12 protein-coding genes and 1 pseudogene are annotated in these 19372 nt (G+C 63.7%); 7 read left to right on the top strand and 6 right to left on the bottom strand.

What is annotated here, in order from left to right; translation table 11 throughout:
* Positions 1-2 precede the first annotated feature (2 nt).
* Positions 3-935 carry a Sir2 family NAD-dependent protein deacetylase gene (locus EL272_RS14470; RefSeq protein ID WP_014847949.1) on the bottom strand — a complete coding sequence of 311 codons (933 nt, stop codon included), beginning with the start codon at positions 933-935 and terminating at the stop codon, positions 3-5.
* 430 nt (positions 936-1365) lie between these two features.
* Here EL272_RS14470 and EL272_RS14465 point away from each other — a divergent pair, with 430 nt between their 5' ends.
* The 4 genes from EL272_RS14465 (at position 1366) to EL272_RS14450 (ending at position 8196) form a co-directional block, all read left to right on the top strand.
* On the top strand, positions 1366-2250 hold the full coding sequence (locus EL272_RS14465) for a neutral zinc metallopeptidase (RefSeq protein ID WP_157682488.1): 885 nt from the start codon (positions 1366-1368) through the stop codon (positions 2248-2250).
* A gap of 230 nt (positions 2251-2480) precedes the next feature.
* Positions 2481-5318 carry an Ig-like domain-containing protein gene (locus EL272_RS14460; RefSeq protein WP_061787511.1) on the top strand — a complete coding sequence of 946 codons (2838 nt, stop codon included), beginning with the start codon at positions 2481-2483 and terminating at the stop codon, positions 5316-5318.
* A 335-nt stretch (positions 5319-5653) separates the two neighbouring features.
* The gene (locus EL272_RS15560; protein ID WP_197720274.1) at positions 5654-7384 is read left to right on the top strand and encodes a MinD/ParA family ATP-binding protein; all 1731 of its coding nucleotides are present in this window, start codon (positions 5654-5656) and stop codon (positions 7382-7384) included.
* Positions 7385-7551: 167 nt separating this feature from the next.
* On the top strand, positions 7552-8196 hold the full coding sequence (locus EL272_RS14450; RefSeq protein ID WP_197720273.1) for a DUF3800 domain-containing protein: 645 nt from the start codon (positions 7552-7554) through the stop codon (positions 8194-8196).
* 315 nt (positions 8197-8511) lie between these two features.
* On the opposite strand, the gene eccCa is transcribed toward EL272_RS14450, so the two are convergent.
* The 4 genes from eccCa to EL272_RS14430 all read right to left on the bottom strand — a co-directional run bounded on the left by eccCa (position 8512) and on the right by EL272_RS14430 (position 15158).
* Positions 8512-12495: a type VII secretion protein EccCa gene (gene eccCa / locus EL272_RS14445; protein WP_061787713.1), complete on the bottom strand. Its 3984-nt coding sequence runs from the start codon at positions 12493-12495 to the stop codon at positions 8512-8514.
* Between the two features lie 4 nt (positions 12496-12499).
* Positions 12500-13273, bottom strand: coding sequence for a CpaE/TadZ family protein (locus EL272_RS14440; RefSeq protein ID WP_061787512.1), 774 nt, complete (start codon positions 13271-13273; stop codon positions 12500-12502).
* A 311-nt stretch (positions 13274-13584) separates the two neighbouring features.
* Positions 13585-14880: an EsaB/YukD family protein gene (locus EL272_RS14435; protein ID WP_061787513.1), complete on the bottom strand. Its 1296-nt coding sequence runs from the start codon at positions 14878-14880 to the stop codon at positions 13585-13587.
* Entirely contained in the window at positions 14877-15158 is a 282-nt protein-coding gene (locus EL272_RS14430; protein ID WP_061787514.1) for a hypothetical protein, read from the bottom strand. Before EL272_RS14430 ends, EL272_RS14435 begins: the two co-directional genes overlap by 4 nt.
* 871 nt (positions 15159-16029) lie before the next feature.
* Here EL272_RS14430 and EL272_RS14425 point away from each other — a divergent pair.
* The 3 genes from EL272_RS14425 (at position 16030) to EL272_RS14415 (ending at position 17773) form a co-directional block, all read left to right on the top strand.
* A complete protein-coding gene (locus tag EL272_RS14425) occupies positions 16030-16926 on the top strand; it encodes a MinD/ParA family ATP-binding protein (protein WP_197720272.1) in 897 nt (298 codons plus the stop codon).
* Positions 16927-17088: 162 nt separating this feature from the next.
* The gene (locus EL272_RS14420) at positions 17089-17427 is read left to right on the top strand and encodes a WXG100 family type VII secretion target (protein ID WP_061787516.1); all 339 of its coding nucleotides are present in this window, start codon (positions 17089-17091) and stop codon (positions 17425-17427) included.
* A gap of 40 nt (positions 17428-17467) precedes the next feature.
* Positions 17468-17773, top strand: a complete 306-nt coding sequence (locus EL272_RS14415) for a hypothetical protein (RefSeq protein ID WP_073970022.1) — start codon at positions 17468-17470, stop codon at positions 17771-17773.
* 172 nt (positions 17774-17945) lie between these two features.
* Here EL272_RS14415 and EL272_RS14410 read toward each other — a convergent pair.
* Positions 17946-19236 (bottom strand): annotated as a pseudogene (locus EL272_RS14410) (ISL3 family transposase).
* Positions 19237-19372: the final 136 nt, after the last annotated feature.

The following is a 19372-nucleotide window of genomic DNA, read 5'->3' as shown; positions in this document are numbered from 1 at the left end:
GTTCACCCGGCTCGGAGTGCGTCCGCCCAGAAGGGCAGGATGTGTTCCAGACGGCCGTGGATGCGCAGGGTGGCCAGGTCGTCGGCCCGGGTGACGCCGTCGCCCGCGATGATCACGTCCTTGCCTTGCTTCACGGCCTGGCGAGCGAACCGCAGCCCGCTCATCACCGTCAGTGTGGAACCCAGCACGAGGAGTACCTCGGCGGCGTCGAACAGGGCATTGGCGGCCTCCACCACCTCGCGGCGGGCGTTCTCGCCGAAGTAGACGACGTCCGGTTTGAGCATGCCGCCGCAGACCGGGCAGGCTGGGTAGGTGAACCCGGTCATGCCCTCAACCTCCGCGTCGCCGTCGGGGGCGGTGCGGGCCCTCTCCGACAGGTCGCCGAGCCGGGCTGCGACCTCCGGGTTCAGTTTCAGCAGCCGGACCTGCAGCTCGGCGCGACCGGAGAGCCGTCCGCAGCCCAGACAGACGACGCGGGCCAGGTTGCCGTGCAGATCGACGACCGGCTCGGAGCCCGCCGCCTGGTGGAGCCCGTCGACGTTTTGCGTGACGACCCCGGTCAGTGGGGTGTGGCGGCCGAGCCCCGCGAGGGCCAGATGCGCGAGACCGGGGCGGGCCGCCTCGAACCAGTTCCAACCCACCGTCGAACGCACCCAGTAGCGGCGACGACTGAGGTCGCTGCCGGTGAACTCCTGGAAAGTCATGGGGGAACGCGGCACAGCGTCGCGGCCGCGGTAGTCGGGCAGGCCCGAGCCGGTGGACATGCCCGCGCCGGTGAGCACGACGGTGGGGCGGCCGCGGAACAGGTTGAGGGCCGCGGTCAGGTCGGCGTCGGGTGAGACGCGTCCGAAACCGCCATCCCCGGGTCCCCAGGCGGGGGTGGCTACACCGGTCGCGGTGCGGAACCAGCCTCCTACATCACCCAGATTGGTCACCGGTCAAGCCTAGAACCATGAGCCGGCCGGGGAGCCGGGTCACCGGCCGAATCTGTGAACCAAAACTCCGATACCCTGACTCGGGAATCCGGCGAGTGACGTAGCTCGTAACGGTTTCCCATGAACGACGGGAGATGGCGTGGAGCCCAGATACAGGCAGCCCGGGACGCCAGGTGGTTTCAACCCCCAATGGCACCCCCAACCCGCGATGATGAACACCCCTCCCCCACAACCCATGCAACCATTCCCGTCGCAGTACGCCGCACCGGGACAGGTCCCCCCGGGGAACGTGTCGCCCTATTACGGGACGACGTTTCGCCCTGCTTGGCAGCAGCCGAACCTCCGCCGCCCGGACCGGGGGCCGCGACTTCCGGTCGTCCTGGGGTGTCTGCTGGTACCGTTTCTGCTGATCATCGGGGTGGGGGCTATCGTGAACAGCTCGTCCCAGGACACGTCCAGCGCCCCCTACACAACATCGGAGCCCCGGATCACCCCGATGTGGACCGCCACCCCGGGGCGGACCGCCACCCCGGAAAAAACCGCCACCCCTAGGACGAGGCCGTCGTCGCAACCGACCGTTTCCCTTCCTCAGGTCGAGGTGCCGTCGCTGCCGTCCTGGCTTCCGTCACGCGAGTGGAAAGACCTTCCGACCACCAGCAACAAGGCACCCACCGGGCTGATTGACCACCCGGTGTACAAGGCGAACTATCCCGTCGGGAACTGCCCGACCTCGCCGAAGGGATTCAAGAACCGCGAGAGTCACACCGCGTACTACGAATCCTTGATCGCGTGTCTCCAGGAGGTGTGGCGCCCCTACCTGACGGCCCTCGGCGTCGAACAGAAGTCCGTCGACCTGGTCGCCTACGAATCGAACGTCAATACCCCGTGCGGTTCCGACAACCAAAATCTCACGGCTTTCTACTGCCCCAGTAACACCACCATCTACGTGTCGCGGAAGAAATACGAGTACGACGCCGATTACGGGCAGTATGCCGCCCAGACCGCCATTCACGAGCACTTCCACCACGTGCAGAACCAGCTGGGAATCCTCAGTATGAGTAAAAAGTTTGATGCGGACGAGATGGAGGTCAGCCGCCGTATCGAACTCCAGGACATCTGTTCTACCTCACGCCTCCAGCTGACCCTGAACCTGGGTATTACCGCCGACGACTACAAGAGCTTCTTGAAAACCCCGTTGGGAGACGAGGAGCACGGCACCAAGGAGACGATCATCCATTGGAAGAACCGGGGCTTCTACATGACGACACTGCAGGGTTGCAACACCTGGGGGGTTTCCTCTAGGGAAGTGGCCTGAAAGGTGCCACCCCGGAAGGATCCTGTTCCGCCCGGCCAAGAGATCGCGACCCCATCCCCCCGGCCCCGTCATCCCCGAAAGAAGACTGACGAAAGATGGCAATGACTTCCCCGGATTGACCGATCGGCGCCCTCCGCGTCAATTGATGTCCACCTCCGGTAATTCCTGAAAATACAGGTCGAATGAGATGCGGCTGGTGGCATACAATGCCGTGACGAAGGAGGGGAAAGTTGAAAACAATCAGTGCCCGCAGGGGGCGGAGATCGCTGGCGGTCTTCCTGGCATTCCTGATCGGTTTGGCCGGGATCGCGATCGTGAGCCCCGCGGCCAGGGCCGATGAGGTCGCGGCCATTGACTCAACGAGCGTCAAACTCACGAAAATGGACGCCGAAGAGGCCGCGATCTACATGTGGAGCAATGTCCGGGTGGATGCGAACTGGAGCATCCCGGACGGCACCGGGCACGCCGGTGACACATTCAAGATCATGCTGCCGAAGGAACTCGGGGGAGCCGAGGGCACCTTCGAGCTCAAGGGCAGGGAGGGTGATCAGCTCACCTACGGGAGCTGCGAGATCACCAAGACCGAGGTGGTGTGCACCCTCAATGCGAACGTCGAAGGCAAGAACAACGTCGGCGGCTCGCTCTGGGTGAAAACCCAGGTCATCGCCCTGACGACGGCCTCCAAGCTCAGTTTCGAAGTGAGCAACGGAACAAAGGTGGAGGTGCCGCTTCCCGACGGGCAGCAGGGCATCGGCTACAAACCCTACGTCCCGGCCGAGATCGACAAGTCCGGGTGGTTCCCCGGCGCCGACCAGAGCACTATCCACTGGCGCATCGTGATTCCCGGGGACAAGATCTCCGATCGCTCCAGCGTGACCATCACTGACGACTACCTGCAGGCGGGATCGAACCTCACCGTGTCCGCGGGACATCCGAAGATCTTCTGGATCCCCAGCACCCCGAAATGCTGGAACGAACTCGAAAGCGCGGAATGCCGCAACGACCTGAGCGACTCCAGCGTGCCGTCGAGCACCGTCACGATCGATGACGACAAGGACCAGGTGAAGGCCGTTCTCGACAACAAGGGCCAGAATTTCCAGGCCAACCGGATCTACGTGTTCGACCTGGAACTCACGACCGACGGCGAGATCCCCGTCGGTTCCCAGTACGTCAACCGGGGATTCGTGGACGGTGAAATGCGCACCGCCCGTACCGTGAAAACCTCCTCGGGTGGTGGCACGGGTTCCGGTGACACCGTCGGGCACATCAGTGTCAAGAAAGCCGTCACGAACGGCAATGTTCCCGGTGACACCGTGTTCCCGGTGACCTGGTCCTACCAGTACAAGGGTGCCACCCGCACCGGGGAACTGTCGGTCAGGGCCGATGGGACACCGGAGACACTCAACAACATCCCCAGTGGTGTGGTCGTCACCCTGACCGAGAAGGTTCCGGTGGTGGCCGGGGTTGATTTTGGTGATCCGGTGTTCTCCGGTGCCGGGGTGAGTGATGGGGTTCCGGATGCCAACAGTGCCCGGGTGAGGGTCGAGGGCCTGAAGACCGCCGAGGTGACTCTCACCAACCCGGTGATTCCGGTGGTCAAACCGATTCTGAGTAGGGTTGATGTGACGCCGGGGGTGTGTGCTCCGGGTGCGTCGGAGCCGTCGGAGCCCACGGTTGAGGTTGGTCCTACTGATGGGATCACGTATTCGGTTCCGGAGTTCACCAGGGCCGGGGATCAGGTGACGGTGAAGGTGACCGCGACGCCGGTTGCGGGTAGGGAGATCGATGATCAGAATCTTCCGGCGGGGTGGGTTGCCAATGGTGATGGTTCCTTCACTTTCACCACGACGGTCACCCAGCCGGTGTGTGAGAAGGTTGTGACTCCCGTGGTGCCGATCGTGGATCCGGGGGTGTGCCCGGTGGATTCGACCACCCCCACCCAGCCGACCGTCACGGGTGTTGAGGACACCGAGCAGATCGACTACAGCGAGCCCGTCGTCGTCGTGAACGGTGACCAGGTGACGGTGACCGTGACCGCCGCCGCGAAGCCCGGGTATCGGATTGATACTACGAATCTGCCCGAGGGATGGGCGGTTGTTGGTGGTGTGGTGACCTACACCACCACGGTCACCCAGCCGAAGTGTGTGACTCCTGTTGCTCCGAGGATTGATGTTGGTGTTTGTCCTGCGGATTCGTTGACGCCGACGCCTCCGAGCGCGGCTTTTGATCCGGTGGAGGGTTTGGAGTTTTCCGAGCCGAGGGTTGAGGTCAGGGATGGGAAGGTGACGGTCACTGCGACTGTGACGGCGAAGGCGGGGTTCCAGATCGGTGGTCCGTTGCCGGAGGGTTGGACGCGGGTGAACGAGATCACTGCGAAGTTCACCACCACCAAGGATCAGCCGGTGTGTCAGCCCAAGAAGGTGGCTCCGGTGACGCCGACGGTTTCAGCGAGTGTTTGCAAGGTTGGTTCCACCACGCCCAGTGAGCCTGAGGTCACGTTGCCGGTCACGGAGGGCGTCGCCTATGCGGTGACTGGCCGTGAAATTGTTGGCGGGAAGTTCAGGTACACCGTCACCGCGACTCCGGTGAGTGAGATGTTCGTGATTGATGCCGACAAGCTTGGTGCGGGTTGGGGTGCTCCTGTGAATGGGGTTTCCACCTACACCGGTGAGGTTGATGTTCCTGCGTGTGTGACTCCCGTCGCCCCGAGGATCGATGTGGGTACCTGCCCGGTCGGGGCAACCACCCCGACACCTCCGAGTGCCTCGTTTGATCCGGTGGAGGGTTTGGAGTTCTCCGAGCCCAAGATTGAGGTCAAGGACGGGAAGGTGACCGTTACGGCGACTGCTGCGGCGAAGCCTGGTTTCCAGATTGGTGGTGTCCTGCCTGAGGGCTGGACCCGGGTTGACGAAACCACCGCGGAGTTCTCTGCTACTAGGGATCAGCCGGTGTGCGACACCCCGACGCCGACGCCGACGGTTCCTCCGTCGGTGACCCCGACCCCGGCGCCGACGACCACCGTCACCCCGAAGCCGGTCAAACCGGGCCTGCCCAAGACCGGCGCCTGAGCGGCCGAACGGTTCCGCGGAACGGACAGGTCCCCGACCCGGTAAGGTCGGGGACCTGTCCTCCTTTTGGTCGGAGGGCCGACAGCAACCGGACCTCAAGTTCGGGCTGACTAGGGGATTCGCCGTCGAGCAGGTCCCGAAGGGTGGGAAATCCGTCCCGAAACGGCGTCGCCGCTCGCAGGTGAATGACGAAACATAGTAGCTTCATGCTCCCGGCGACCCGGCGCGCGGAAGGAGTGCTAGCAGATTGGGCTGGCACTTCGCAAGGGCTAGCCTAGTTACTGTTCAGGCATTGTACTTGGGACAGGCAAACCCTCTCGACAGGAAGGAGACCCATGAAGTCGCCCTACTGGGATGTCACCATTACGGGTAGAAGCGATGCGACTGTCAATGGGGTATCGGTCGAGATGGTGGTGCCCACCAACGTCTACTCGTCGGTGTTCCAGCACCTCGCCACCGCGGCGCGCCAGGCGGGTCGGCCCGTGCTCGCCCGGGGCGTGGACGAGACCCGCGGTGGCCGGGTGTCGTGGTTCACGGTGGACGCCGACGGACAGGCGGCCGCCGCCCAGCCTCCCGAGGCGATGTCCACCAACAGCCAGGCCGCATCCCCCAGCAGGGCAGCCCTGCCGACGCCGCGGCGTGCCCCGGTCGCGCACTCGACGCACCCGGAACCCCAGCACGAGGCCCCCGAACCCTCGACCGAATCGTCACCCGCCCGTGCCCTGGCCAGGCCGGAATCGCAGATGCCCGGACCCAGCGTGCCGGCCTCTCCTGCGCGGGCGCGAATGCCGGAACCCCAGGAAAGCACCATCTCCCCGGTGCCGCCGGACGCACCCCCGCCGCCCGAACCGCCCCGGCAACCGGCGCCGCCCGGGCGTCCGGAACCGCCCCGGCAACTGGAGGCACAGAAAACGCTGCCGCCCGCGATCTCGCCGACCATGCCCCCCAGGCAGGCCCCGCCGCCACCCAAGGCGCCCCAGCGACCGAACTCCTCGCAGCGACCCGACGCGCCCCCCAGGAAGGGCCCACCGCAGCCACCCCCGCGGCCGAAACCGCAGGAGTTCTCCCCGCCGACTGCCTCCCCCGACGTGCCGTTCCGGTCGATCTCGATGAACGTGCCCCCGCCCCAAGCCCCTCCCTCGCAGGAGACACCACCGTCGTCGCTGCTCGTGCGTCCCCCGAAGGCCGTGCCCCAAGGCGGTTTCCGCGGGGCGATGTACCGGTTGACGTCGGGGCGCGTGAACTTCGGTCCCAGCCAAACCCAGATCCGTCTCGCGGAACGGGACTCCCGGATCTCCCGGTCGCTGGAACGCCCCTACAGCACCGTGTTCCTGTCCTTCAAGGGTGGCATCGGCAAGACATCGACGGCGGTCGGGGTGGGCCTGGCCCTCGCCCAAGCGCGTGGCGTGCCCCCCATCGCCATCGACGCCGACCCGGACTCAGGGGACCTGGCCGAGCGGCTGCTCGGGGAGGAGGAGATGCTGCGCGTCCGTCCCCGCAGCATCACCGACCTGGTGCGAGACATCCCCAACGTGCGGACCTGGACGGACCTGTCCGGCTACATCACCCAGGTCGACCGGCTGCACGTCGTCGCGGGCGAACAGGACCCCGCGGTTTCGGACAGTCTCACGGCCGAGGGCTACAAACGCGTCCACGACCTGGTGCAGAACTTCTTCTCCGTGATCCTCACCGACTGCGGCACCGGCGTGACCCACAACGCCATGAGCGGGATTCTCTCCAAAGCCGACAGTGTCGTGATCGCCACCGGCTACGCCTTCTCCGGGGTCAAGAGGGCCGTCAGCACCATCGACTGGCTCTCGCAACACGGCTACGAAAAACTGGCCCAGGAAGCGATCGTCGTCCTCACCGACAAGGACAACGTGTCGATCCGGGTGCAGAAGGACATGGTGCGCACCCACTTGGCCACCCACAGCAGGCAGGTGTTCGTGGTCCCGAACGACCAGGCCGTCGCTGACGGCGACCGCATAAACCTGGAACGGGTCCAACCCCGCACGAGGGAGGCATGGGCGGAGGTCGCCGCGGCCCTGATCGACGGCTACCAGTAAGTCTTACCCGACAGCGCGCTCCCGGAGCTCCTGATCGCCAATCGTCGAGGCGGCAATCTGCTCATCATCAAGGCTTGTAGAATGAGCTGACTTTGCAAGACGGGGATGGATGTGAGCGGAACCGTGAGGTTGCTGGGTCACTTTACCCCTGCGTTTGAGGAGGACTGATGAACTGGGAATCGCAATCTCCTCTTTTCGGGGAGGTTGAGAAGGATTGGTTCCGCCTCCCCGACGATGTTCCAGTGTCCACGATCTTCGTTGACGAAAGCGGAGCAAAGAACTCCAGCGGTGGATTTTTCGTCGTGGGGTTTCTGAAAGCGCGTGAAAGTGCTGCACTGGATCGTGAGATTCGACACCTGCGACAGCGGCACAAATTTTTCGAGGAAATGAAATTTAGTGGAATAAAGCGAGAGTCCCTCAGGTTCTTTTACGACATGGTGGAGCTCGTCGCCGATTCAGATGTGCGCGTAGGGGGGTCTGTATACGATTCGCGTCGATCATTCATAGGTCGACGTGCGACCTGGGAGGTGCAGGCGAACATGTCAGCAAAGCTTGTGGTCGCGAATGTCAACAAGGGGGAATTGGTCAATGTGTTTCTTGACCTGGTGCAAACTCCACATGGCGAGACAGTGGCGGCTCGGGTCCGGGACCAAGCCAATCAGAAATTGGGACAGCGCGCGGTTCTGGGGTGCTACGACCTCGATTCGAAGTCGAACAATTTGCTGCAGGTAGCGGATGTCATCGCAGGATCCATTGCCTATGCACGCCGCTCCTGGGCCGGGGATACACCAGATGCTCCTGGGACAGAGTAGACTCCCAAGGCCAAAGTGGCAGGGCGTCTGCGAAGGGCGCTCGGTCTGGACACGTACGATGATGTTCGCGCGGGCAAGGTCAACATCCTTACCATGAATCATGGCTGACGCCCCAGCATGGAAAAGTATGGGGTGTTGCACACGGACGGTTGTGGGGGCATACTGAGGATGCCAGGTGGCCTTGGGGTAGCTCCCAGCACCCACCGGTCCGGGCGCGGAGTCTCGCGTACTGGTTGCGCTGAAGCATAGCGCGTACATACGTTGTGTGGGCCCCGTTGGCGCGGGGCCCACACCCTTGTCGGCGGATGGCTTTGATCAGTTTTCGCCCGTTTCCGTCACCTGGTCGGGTTGGTTCACGATCTGTACCGTTCGCACTGGCTGTCCGGAATGCAACAACATGGCGCGGCCGATCGGTAGGGCGCGTGGCCTTTGGTTGCCGAGCAGCATGCCCTCGGAGCGGTCTCCGGAGAACATGAACCCGGCGGCTCCGGAGTCGCGCATCGTATTGACCAGGGGGTCGTACATGGCCCGTCCCGCGCCGGTCATCCGCCTGGTCAGCACGACCGACAACCCGACCTCGTTGCCCATCGGGACAAATGGCATCAACGCCTTGAACGGTCCGGCACCCGATCCCAGGGCGTCGTAGTCGTCGATGAGAATAACGATGTGTGGTGTTGGGGGCGCCACCTCGACGGATGAGTCCACGCTGCGCGGCACCCTGGCCTCGAGTTCCGGCACGATGGCGGTCACCAGTTTCTGTGCCAGGACGGCACTGGTGGCAGTTCCGCCTAGATAACCCTCCGGAACGACGCCGGTCAGGGAACGCCGGGGATCGAAGACCGCGAAAACCAGTTCGTCGGAGCTGTGAGTGCGAACCAGTTCAGTGACCACCCGCCTCAGCATCGTGGTGCGTCCGGTCCCGGAGTCACCAAAGATGATGAGGTGTCTGTCGGGTCCGTTCATGTCCAGCACCGTGGTCGAGAGGTCGGTTTCGTCCAGACCTAGAGCCACCAACGCCCTGCCTTCGGGAAGTTCGACTCCGTCGGGGGAGAGGTTTGCCGGGAGCAGCCTGACCGGCACGGCCCGCTCGGTTGCGCCGACCGCAACCGCTTCCGAGAGATGCTGCAACCCGTCGGAGACGTCCTCGGCGGAATCAACCCCGTCGATCCTGGGAAGTGCGACATGCGTGAACAGACCGTCGGTGACCAAAGCGCGGCCGGGACGATCCGCGGGTAGGGTTTCCGCTAGGCGTCTGCCGTGCGCGGACTCAGTCGGGTCAGTCAGCCTGAACTCGATTCTGGTACCGAAAAAACTCTGCTGCGCCAGACGGATCTCGTTCCAGCGGGTTGTGGTGGCTATGACATGGATGCCGTGCGCGGCGCCGCGGCGTAGCAGGTCGAACACGATGTCGGTAAGCTCCTCGAATTCCTCCGAGAGCTGTCCGTAGCCGTCGATGAGCAGCACGACCTCCGCGAGATTGAGCGAGGGATCGTCGGTGATGTTGCGTAATGTCGCCAAGGAGTCAATCCGAAGCTGCTGGAAGATCAGCTCACGTTGATTCAACAGTCCCCGCAGCTCCTCCAAGGTGCGTCGCACCACCTCGTGGTCGGCGCGGACGGCCACTCCGCCCACGTTGATCAGGTCGCGCAGGTTCAGCAGCGATGAGCCGAGCAGGTCCAAGACGTAGACGCTGACCAACGATGGTGGATGGGTTAGCGCCAGCGATGCAGCGATGGTGCGCAGCAGGGTCGTCTTTCCGCTGCCTGGTCCTCCCGCGACCTGGGTGTGGCCGCCGGAAGTGAGAAGATCCAGTTCCCACGTGTCCTGCCATTGGCGGGCTGGGTCGTCGATGATTCCGATGGGGAAACGCAGCGGGGCGCTGGAGTGGATCCGCAGCCCGGAACTCGTCGGTCGGGGTTCGCCCGCGACCGTGTCCAGCGTGGTGGCTTCGGGCAGCGGGGGCAGCCAGATCGGTTGGGTGGCGCGTTTCTGCTGCCGGAGCTGATCCATGACGGTGCTGAGAACCGTTGGACCTGTCGTTTTCGTGCTCACACGCGTTGCTGCGGGCATGCTGTCACCTGCCTCGGCGCGGGTGACGAGATAGCTGGGCACCGGGAGCACGACGGGAGGGGCTTCAACTTTTTGTTCGAGCTCCGGGTCCTCCGGCAGTGGGCCGGAGACGAAACCTGCGCGGAACCGGGTGTAGGTGGTGGTGTCCACCTTCAGGTAGCCGTAGCCGGGGATCGGAGGCAGGTGGAAGGCGTCGGTGGTTTCCAGGATGGTGCGGGACTCGCTCTCCGACAGGGTTCGCAAACCGATCCGGTAGGACAGGTAGGTGTCGAGCCCGCGCAGTTTGCCGCCTTCGATCCGCTGGCTCGACAGCATCAGGTGCACTCCGATGGAGCGTCCGATCCGGCCGATGGACAGGAACAACTCGATGAAGTCGGGCCGGGCGGTCAGGAGCTCGCCGAACTCGTCGATGATGACCAGCAGGTGCGGGAACGGGGCCAGACCCAGCTCGGGACGTTCGGCGCGCAACGCCCGGTAGGTGGTGATGTCCGCGATGTTCCCGGCGTCGCGCAACACCTGTTGGCGTCGCTGCACCTCGCCGGACAGGCTGGCGTAGACGCGTTCGATGAGGCTGGCGTCGTCGGACAGGTTCGTGATGATGCCCGAGACCTGGGGTGCGCCGTCGAAGGGAGCGAAGGTGGCGCCGCCCTTGTAGTCGACGAGCACCATCGCCAGATCCTCCGGATCGTGGCTGACCAGCAGCCCCAGCACCAGGGTGCGCAGCATCTCGCTCTTGCCGGAACCCGTCGCCCCGACGCACAGGCCGTGCGGGCCCATGCCGTACTGGGCGGCCTCCTTGAGATCGAGGGTCACGGGTTCGCCCATGTCATCGGTTCCGATGGCGACCCGCAGGAATCCGGTCTCGCCGCGCGGCGCCCACGCCCGGGAGAAGTCGATGTTGTTGTAGTCGGGCACCCCCAGCAGTTCGGCGAAGGTCATGACGTTGCGTGCGGCGTCGTGTTCGTGCGAGTCAGGGGACAGACGCAGCGGGCTGAGGAAATGGGCCAGGGCATTCGTCGAGTCCCGGTTCAGGTCATCGAGGAAACCGGTGACGACTTTGGGGGCGGCATCAGGTTTCGGGTAGGTTTCGACCACGAAACTCCCTGGTTCCCTTCCTGCGCTGATCCGCGTTGTGATGAACCCGGGTTCGGCCCTGCGATCGTCCAGGAGGTAAACGACCGTGGTGCTCACCTGGCTCAGTTTGATTTGCGGATCCGTTGGTGTAAAAGTTGTGGCCGCCTGGCCGTACTGGTCCACCAGAACGAGGATGCGGCCGTGCTGTATCTCCTTGCCTGTGAGCATGGCGCGACGGGCCTCGGCCGCGCTGGAGGAACGGGAGTCGAGTTCAGGGCCTAACACATTGCGCAGCCGCGCGATGCTCGGCACGATCACTCTGCCCGGTCCGAACGGGCCTTGGACGTTCTGCGCGGCGAGCTGCGGTAACCACGAGAACCAGTCCCAGTCTTCGCGATGCTCGTCGTCAACGACAAGCGCGAGTTGAAGGTCCTCAGGGGAGTGGAAGGTTGCGGCCTGCATGGTGAGCAGGCGCGCCACCTGTTGAACGAAATCCCGCTTCCCGACGACGCTGATTGCGCCTATGGAATCGAGGTTGACCAGCAGCGGCATGTTCGGGGTGTTGCTGAAACGCGACTTGATCAGTTCCACCTCGTTGTCCATGAAAGGGTCGCTGCGGGTGATCGACCCTTGGGGGGATTTCACCTTGATGTCGCGGGAATGGACGGTGCCGATGCCAATCCGGAGCTTTAGGAAGTCATCGTCACCGCGACGACGCTCCCACAGCCGGTCGGGCGATCTGGCGATACTGAGTAGTTCCCCGGGTGCGGGATGGATGCGATGGGCGTCGGCGAGTCGTCTGGTCTCATCAGCCCGCAACTTGTCGCGTTCCTTCTCCAGATACTCGATGTAGACATCACGGCTTTCACGGCGTTCCTTGCCTGCCCTGCCCCGTTGGCTGAACATCATGACGCCGGAGGCGATGACTGTGACGATCATCATGAGTGCGCCGATGACCGCGAAATTGGAGCGCCGGAACAGCATCATGACGGTCATAGCGGCGCCGGCTCCGAGCAGGGGCAGGATTCGCAGTGCGGCAGAACCTGCCCCGTCGCTCCCGTCTGCGAGGGTGGGCGGGGACTCCAGCGGAACTTCCGGCAGCGATTGCAGGGCAGGGGTGGTTCTGGCCGGTCGGTGAACAATCCGGATGCTCATCATGTCACCTGTCGGGTGTGTTCATGGTCGCTGCGGCCAGTTCCCCGAGGACCACCTGGGTATTTTCGGCCATCAGGCGTAGATGCAGAGCGGCTCCACCCGCGATGTGGCGATCGTAGGGAAGGGCGAAGGCGTGGATATTGGAGTCGCGGAGCCTTTTCGCGTGGCGAGCCGAGTCATCCCCTGGTGTGCGTGGCACCAGCACCGCCTGGATAGCCGCGGGATTCACCCCTGTGGCACGCATCTCAGTGGCGGTCCTGGCAACTGCGGTGGTTCCCGCGGCGCTCGCCGATGCGATGATCACGACCGAGTGGGCCTCGGCGGTGAGTTGCACGGGTGGGTGTTGTCCTGCGTCGACGACCGTTACAGCAAAAAACCGGGCGAGGCCCCGAGCCATGGCTGCTGCGTTTTCGCGGGGTCGGATGACGGCGAGACGGCCGTTTTCCATCATGATCGACATCTGTTCGGCGAAGCTGGCGGCCGGTCGATCCGAGGCTGCCCTGGGAATCGGGTCGGTGTTCAGCCGGGAGGCCAGGTCGTTGCCGCTTTCCGTCGTCAGCACGGCCACCGGAGCATTGCGCGCCGCCGCCAAGGTCCTGGCCAGCCCAACCGTGATGCTGGTGGTGCCCGTTCCTCCGCTGGCGCCGACCACGACCACTCGCCGTCCGGTGGCGACCGGGCGCTGGGCCCCTGCGGAGGCCCGGGTCACGCGGGAGGCAACGTCGTCGCTGCGGAAGATGCGGGCGAACCAGGAGAAGAATCGGAGCCATCCGGGCATGGCGTGACGTTTTGACAGACGAGCGTAGTCAGGATGGTTGCGCAGGTCCGGGACCAGCGGGGCCTCGCGGTCGAGAGGTGTCGGCTGGGATTGAGGGACGGGCTGGGGATACAGGACGGGGATCTGCGTTTGCCGTCCAGGATCGAAGCTCAATCTGCCGGGGCGAGGAACCCCCATTACAGGCAGGTGGGTCGGTTCGGTTGCCTCCGGCTGCAGACGTCGCGGGGCCTGATCACCCCATTGCTGTGGAGGTGCTCCCTGCGCCGGGCGCTGCCCGGGCGGTGTGATGCCGGGAAGTCCTGCTGGTTCACTCACTGGAAACTCCCCAAGAGCTGGGTGTACAGGTCGAACATGCCGACGAGAACAGGAATGGTGACGATCACTGCCAAGGTCTCGATCCAGGTCGCGGCCCTCCGCAGCTGGGCTGCGGCCAGGTCCGATATGCGTAGGAACAGCACGATGGCGAGAAACAGTGCCAGTACAGCGGCCCCCGCTGGGGCCCAGACCGTCGCCAGTTGGGACCACGCGACGGTACTCACCGCGATGAGAGCGGCCGTGTAGATCGCCGTCCGTTCCGCGGCCAGGGGGAAGTGGCGTCCCCGGAGTGTCCACGCCACGACCAGCGACGAGACCATTCCGAGCGTCCACACGTTGCCGATGGCGGCGCCGGCCACTGGAAGAATCCCCAGGGTCCACAACCCCGCGAGTAGCGTCACGGCTACGGAAAGAACATGGTGGGCGCGGTCCAGGTGACCCACGACTTCGCTCAATGCCATGCTGGTTCCGTGTCCGACGGCGTCGTCGGCCTTGAAAACTCCTGCGATGCTGAGTGCGAGTCGTGGAGTCAGGCCGAGCAGCAGGAGGGCGAGTGTCGCCGTGATGGCGCCTGCCCTGACCGGGTCAGCTACCAGAAAATGGATCAACCACCACGCGCCGGTACTGATTGCGAGCACAGCCAAGCCGATTGCGTAGGCGAAATGCTGTCGGGTGTGAACCATCAGGGAGATGAATTGGGCAACCAACAGGATCAACAGGATCACCAGCGGGGACGTTCCTGTCATGAGTTGGAGCCAGGCCCACCAGATTGCGGTCACACCCGCTGCAGCGAAGTACGCCCAGGCCAAGTCCTTGCGCAGGATTTTGCACAGCAGACTGACCACGTAGAGACCTGCCGCCGTGACGCCGACATCCAAGGTGTCGGGTCCCCGCGGCAGAAGCAGAAAAACGAGCGCCACGACCGTCATCAGGGCCGAACATGCGCTCAACACCCAGCCGCGAGAAACATCGGACCACAGACCCGTGGCTTTGTGTTCGGCGGTTGCGTCGACGAGGTCCGAGACGACGGGTACCGGGGGTGTTTCCGTTTCCCGCGACAATTGCAGGACAGCGCCGTCGACGAGCCCAATCTCGCCCATTGGGCGGTGCAGATCGATGGGTTCGCCCAATGCGGTGGTCAGCGTGTAGGTGCCCTGGGGGCCGTGGGGTTCACCGAGTAAGCCGAGCAACTGGGGGAGCAGGGCCGTGGCGGGCTGGTCGGCGGGAACGACGAGATCGGCGTTGTGGGTGGTGCCCAGAACGCTGATCCGGAGGAACGGGTCGGCGATCATGATGTCTTGGTGGGAGTGGGCGTGGTGCTCAAGGTTCCGTAGCGCTGCTGTTGCTGCTGTTGTTTCAGGGCCTCAGCCCGGAGGATCGACGTGACGAAGGAGACGCCCACGCACACTGCGCAGATGACAACGGCCATGATCAGGCTGATGGCGAAGGTGCTCAGACGGTCGCGCCAGATACGGCGTGTGCGTTTCATCCCGAACAGGAAGCCGGCGAGAAGCCGCTTGCGACGCACCGCGACGGCGTCAATGAGCTGGTCGTCATAGGCGTATGGCAATCGCTTCTCCCTTTCTGCGGCGGGGCCGGCGGTGTCCTTTTGTAGGGTTGGACTTGCTCCTTGCACGAGTTAGCCTAGTCACTTGGACCACCTTGGGGCCTGCGGAGGCCCTGCTCTCACAGGAAGGAGACCCATGAAATCACCCTACTGGAATGTGGTGGTCAGGGGGTCGCGTGAGGCAACCGTCAATGGGGTGCCGGTTGACATGGTGGTGCCGACCAACGTCTACTCGTCGGTGTTCCAGCACTTGGCTGGCATTGCCCGGCAGCTGGGGAGACCTGTGCTGGCGCGTGGTATCGACGAGACCCAGGGCAATCAGGTGGCCTGGTTCACCGTGGACGCCAATGGTCAGGCCGTCGCCACTCCTCCTGAAACTGGGTCTCAACCGACGCCCCAACCGCATCCCGGTGCTGATGTGCCTCCCGCCGCCCCGGGGCCTTCCGTGCCCGGCAACGGCTGGGATCAGCAGGCGCCCCTTGGAGTCGGGATATGGGAAGAACCGGCTCCACGACACGCGCCTTCTCCCCAAGTGTACGGGGATGACACAGTACGGACCGCTGCGCCAAGGCCGCCGCAGCCGCCCGCTCAGAACACCCTGAGGCAGGAAACCCCGGCCGCCGAATTTCTGGATTCGACAACCGTGGTGCGGCAGCGGGCGCCCGAGCCGACGCAGAACCACGTTGTCCCGGTGCCTGTGAATGCGCCTCCCCCGCCTCAGGGTCCTGCGGTGGTTCCGGTTCCGGATTGGGGGCCTCCTCCGGTTCAGCCGGTTTCGCAGGTCATCCCGCCGCAGACGACTGCACAGCCGCCTGCGGAGGTGTTTCCCGGACCTCAGGCCCAACCGGCGGCGCCTGGCCCAGCAGTGCTGTTCGTGCAGCCACCCAAAGCGGTGCCGCAGGGCGGTTTCCGAGGGGCGATGTACCGGCTGACGGCGGGGCGCGTGAATTTCGGCCCCAGCCAGGCCCAGCTTCGTGTGGCGGAGCGGGACGCCCGGATCTCCCGGCCACTCACCCGCCCCTACAGCACGGCTTTCCTGTCGTTCAAGGGCGGTATCGGCAAGACCTCGACGACCGTCGGGGTGGGGTTGACGCTCGCTCAGATGCGGGGTGCGCCTCCCATCGCCATTGATGCGAACCCGGATTCGGGGGACCTGGCCGAGAGGCTGCTGGGGGAGGAGGAGTTGCTGCGCATCCATCCGCGCAGCATCACCGACTTGGTGCGAGACATCCCGCAGGTGCGGACGTGGACGGACCTGACCGGTTACATCATGCAGATTGACCGGTTGCACGTTTTGGCCGGCGAGCAGGACCCGGCGGTTTCGGACAGTCTCACGGCCGAGGGGTACACAAGAATCCATGATCTGGTGCGGCACTTCTTCTCCGTGATCCTCACCGACTGCGGCACCGGTGTGACCCACAACGCCATGAGCGGAATCCTCGCGAAGGCCGACAACGTGGTGATCGCGGCCGGGTACGCCGTATCGGGTGCGAAACGGGCCGCCAGCACCCTCGACTGGCTCGCGCAGCACGGCTACGCGCGCTTGGCACAGGAGGCGCTCGTCGTCCTCACCGACAAGGACGGGGTTTCGGCGCGGGTGCAGAAGGACACGGTGCGGGGTCACCTGGCCACCCACAGCAGACAGGTGTTCGTGGTTCCGAACGATCCTGCCGTCGCCGACGGTGACCGCATCAACTTGGCGCGGGTCCATCCCCGCACGAGGGAGGCATGGGCCGAGGTGGCGGCCGCCGTCATCGACGGGTACCGCTAGTGGACACACCACGACGGGAAGGGCTGGAGCATCGTTTGGGCGCATCGGTCATCTCTCGTGCTCGGGGACGTGACCCAGCTTGGGGTTAGGGTGGTTGTGTTCGTGCTGGAGGGGGAGCGCGTTGCAACTGTTGGTTTGTCGTTTTGAGAGGAAGGTGTTTTCGTGCAGTTCAGTATGACTGATGATGCGTTGCCCACGCTGAACAAGCAGACGAATGAGTCGCAGGCCAATATCGGGTCGCTGGTTCTTCAGCTGTCCGACGCCATCGCCCCCTTGGAAGGTAAGTTCCAAGGTGATGCTGCGGTGAAGTTCCAGGAGTTCCATGCAAACTCCGTGCAGTATGCGAATGATCTGGACAATGCGATGGCCTCCATCAGCGAGGGGCAGGCCGGTGTTCAGCGGTCGTTCGACGCTGGCACCGATGAGATGGTGACCAATGCACAGACGACTGCCGGTTCCGCTGATTACGCTACGGCGAATTTCCACGGCGGCGCTGCCTGATCGCGGTCAAAGCAGAATTACTTGAGAACAGGAGTTTTGTATGCCTACTGGCATGGTTGCATATGACACGGGCGTGTCCGAAGAGGTTCAGGGAAACATCAACAACATCTGCAACGAGTTGATGGCGGTTCTGACGGGGCACGACAGCGACGTGGCCTCGTTCCAGAACGATTTCACCGCCACCGGGGTGTCGGACAGCTACGCCGCCATCGAATCAAGGTTCGGTTCAGCGGGTACCGCTGTCGCCGACATGATTGTCTTGGTGAGAAAGGTTCTGAACCTGAACGACGGTACCGCCGTCAACACCGTGGGAAATGCGCAGAGGAGTGTCGATAACATCTGCTGAGCAGATTCTTGAAATGGACTCCTTGAGAAGGAGACCGTATCCGTAGCACGTCTTCTGTCTGAGGATGGTGTTGAAGAGAAACTGGGTTCCCCTGATCACGAAGGTCGGGGGAACCCGGTTTATTGCTGCTCGTTTGCGGGAGGCGTGTCTGCCCCTTGGGCGAAGGGGCTCTTCACAGGAGTGAGTGGATGAGGGGTCTGAACCCGCTGGTGTCGAGTAGGGATCTGGTGATGTAGTTGGTGAGGCTGCGGAATCCTCGGGCTGTTCCTCTGAGGCGTTCGAGGAAGCCGTTGATCGCTTCGGTGGGGCCGTTGCTGGTGCCGGGGTGGTCGAAGAGAATGCCAGGATGTCGTCGCGGTGGCGTGTCATCGTCTGTCCCAGCGAACGTAGCTTTTGTAGACCAGTCGGGATGCTGCTGTGGAGGCTGGTGATCAGCTGGGTCATGATCTTCTTCTCCTTGGTGGGTAGTTCGGTTTGGTAGGCGTCGATCACCTTTTGGTAGACGTTCCAGGTCACCTTGAAAGCAGCATGGCGTTGGTCGGCGAACACCTTGGCGAGCCGGTGCTGTTGTCTCTCGGTCAGGAACTCGGCCCTGGTTCGGGCGACGCGTCGGATACCGTAGAGCGGGTCACCCGAGCGGCATCGACGCCTCAGGGTATTTTGTTGGACGCATTAGTGGCTGCCTCCTGCCGGGGCCACCGTCGTGGAAGAGGTCCATCACGGTGACCACGGCCTCGATCGCTTCGACCGCGGCGGTTTTGTAGCCGGCCAAGCCGTCCATCGCGGCAAGTCTCCACCTTCTTCCGGAACTCCTCGGTTTGGGCTTCGAGCCAAGTATTGAACGCTTGTTTTGATCTGCCCTCGACCACCGCCAACAACCTCGATGAACCGGTTTTGGTTCTTGTCACAGTCAGACCGACTGATGACAGTGACGCATCTTGTCGCCAGCTCGGGTGTGTCACCACACGTGCCCATCCCCCGAGTGTGGTGACACCATTGAGGCGGCCAGCACTGTCGATGAATAACTTCATTACCGGCAGCCAGGATTGCGTCGCATGCGGTGTTCCAGGCCACCCCAAGATTGGTCGCGACCCTGGCGATTATCCGGTCGACCACGATTGATTTGACCGCCTGTATGACCGCGTCGCGTGACAGTTTTCCCTGCGATGTGGCCGCAGTCCGGATGTCATGACGCCACACCCGGCGGCATGACCGGCATTTGTAACGCGGTACCACCACTTCCAGGATTGTTGGTTTCCAGCCATAAGGCACATGCACCAAACGACGTGTGACCGAGTCATGACAAACCCCTGCCCGGCACAACCCGGACACGGCGACGGCGGTGTGGTGGAACGGCAACACAGCACAGTGTGATCGGACTCGATCCGCTGGCAGGTCACGCTCAGCCCAAGCTGATTAAGCCGGCAGAACGCATCAAGGCATGGTGAGGTAGCGTTTCGCACGAGAGCTCTTGGGTTTCAGATGAGGCGCAGACACCTTCATCCTGCCAACCCAAGGACCCCTCTCATCGACCCACCGCCCCTAGACGACGTCCTTCCACACACATAGCCCACCAACCTACCCCTTCTGTGAAGAGCC

Origin of the sequence: Arachnia propionica (assembly GCF_900637725.1) — a bacterium.
Lineage (GTDB): Bacteria > Actinomycetota > Actinomycetes > Propionibacteriales > Propionibacteriaceae > Arachnia > Arachnia propionica.
This window is presented reverse-complemented; position numbering and strand designations above follow the sequence as displayed.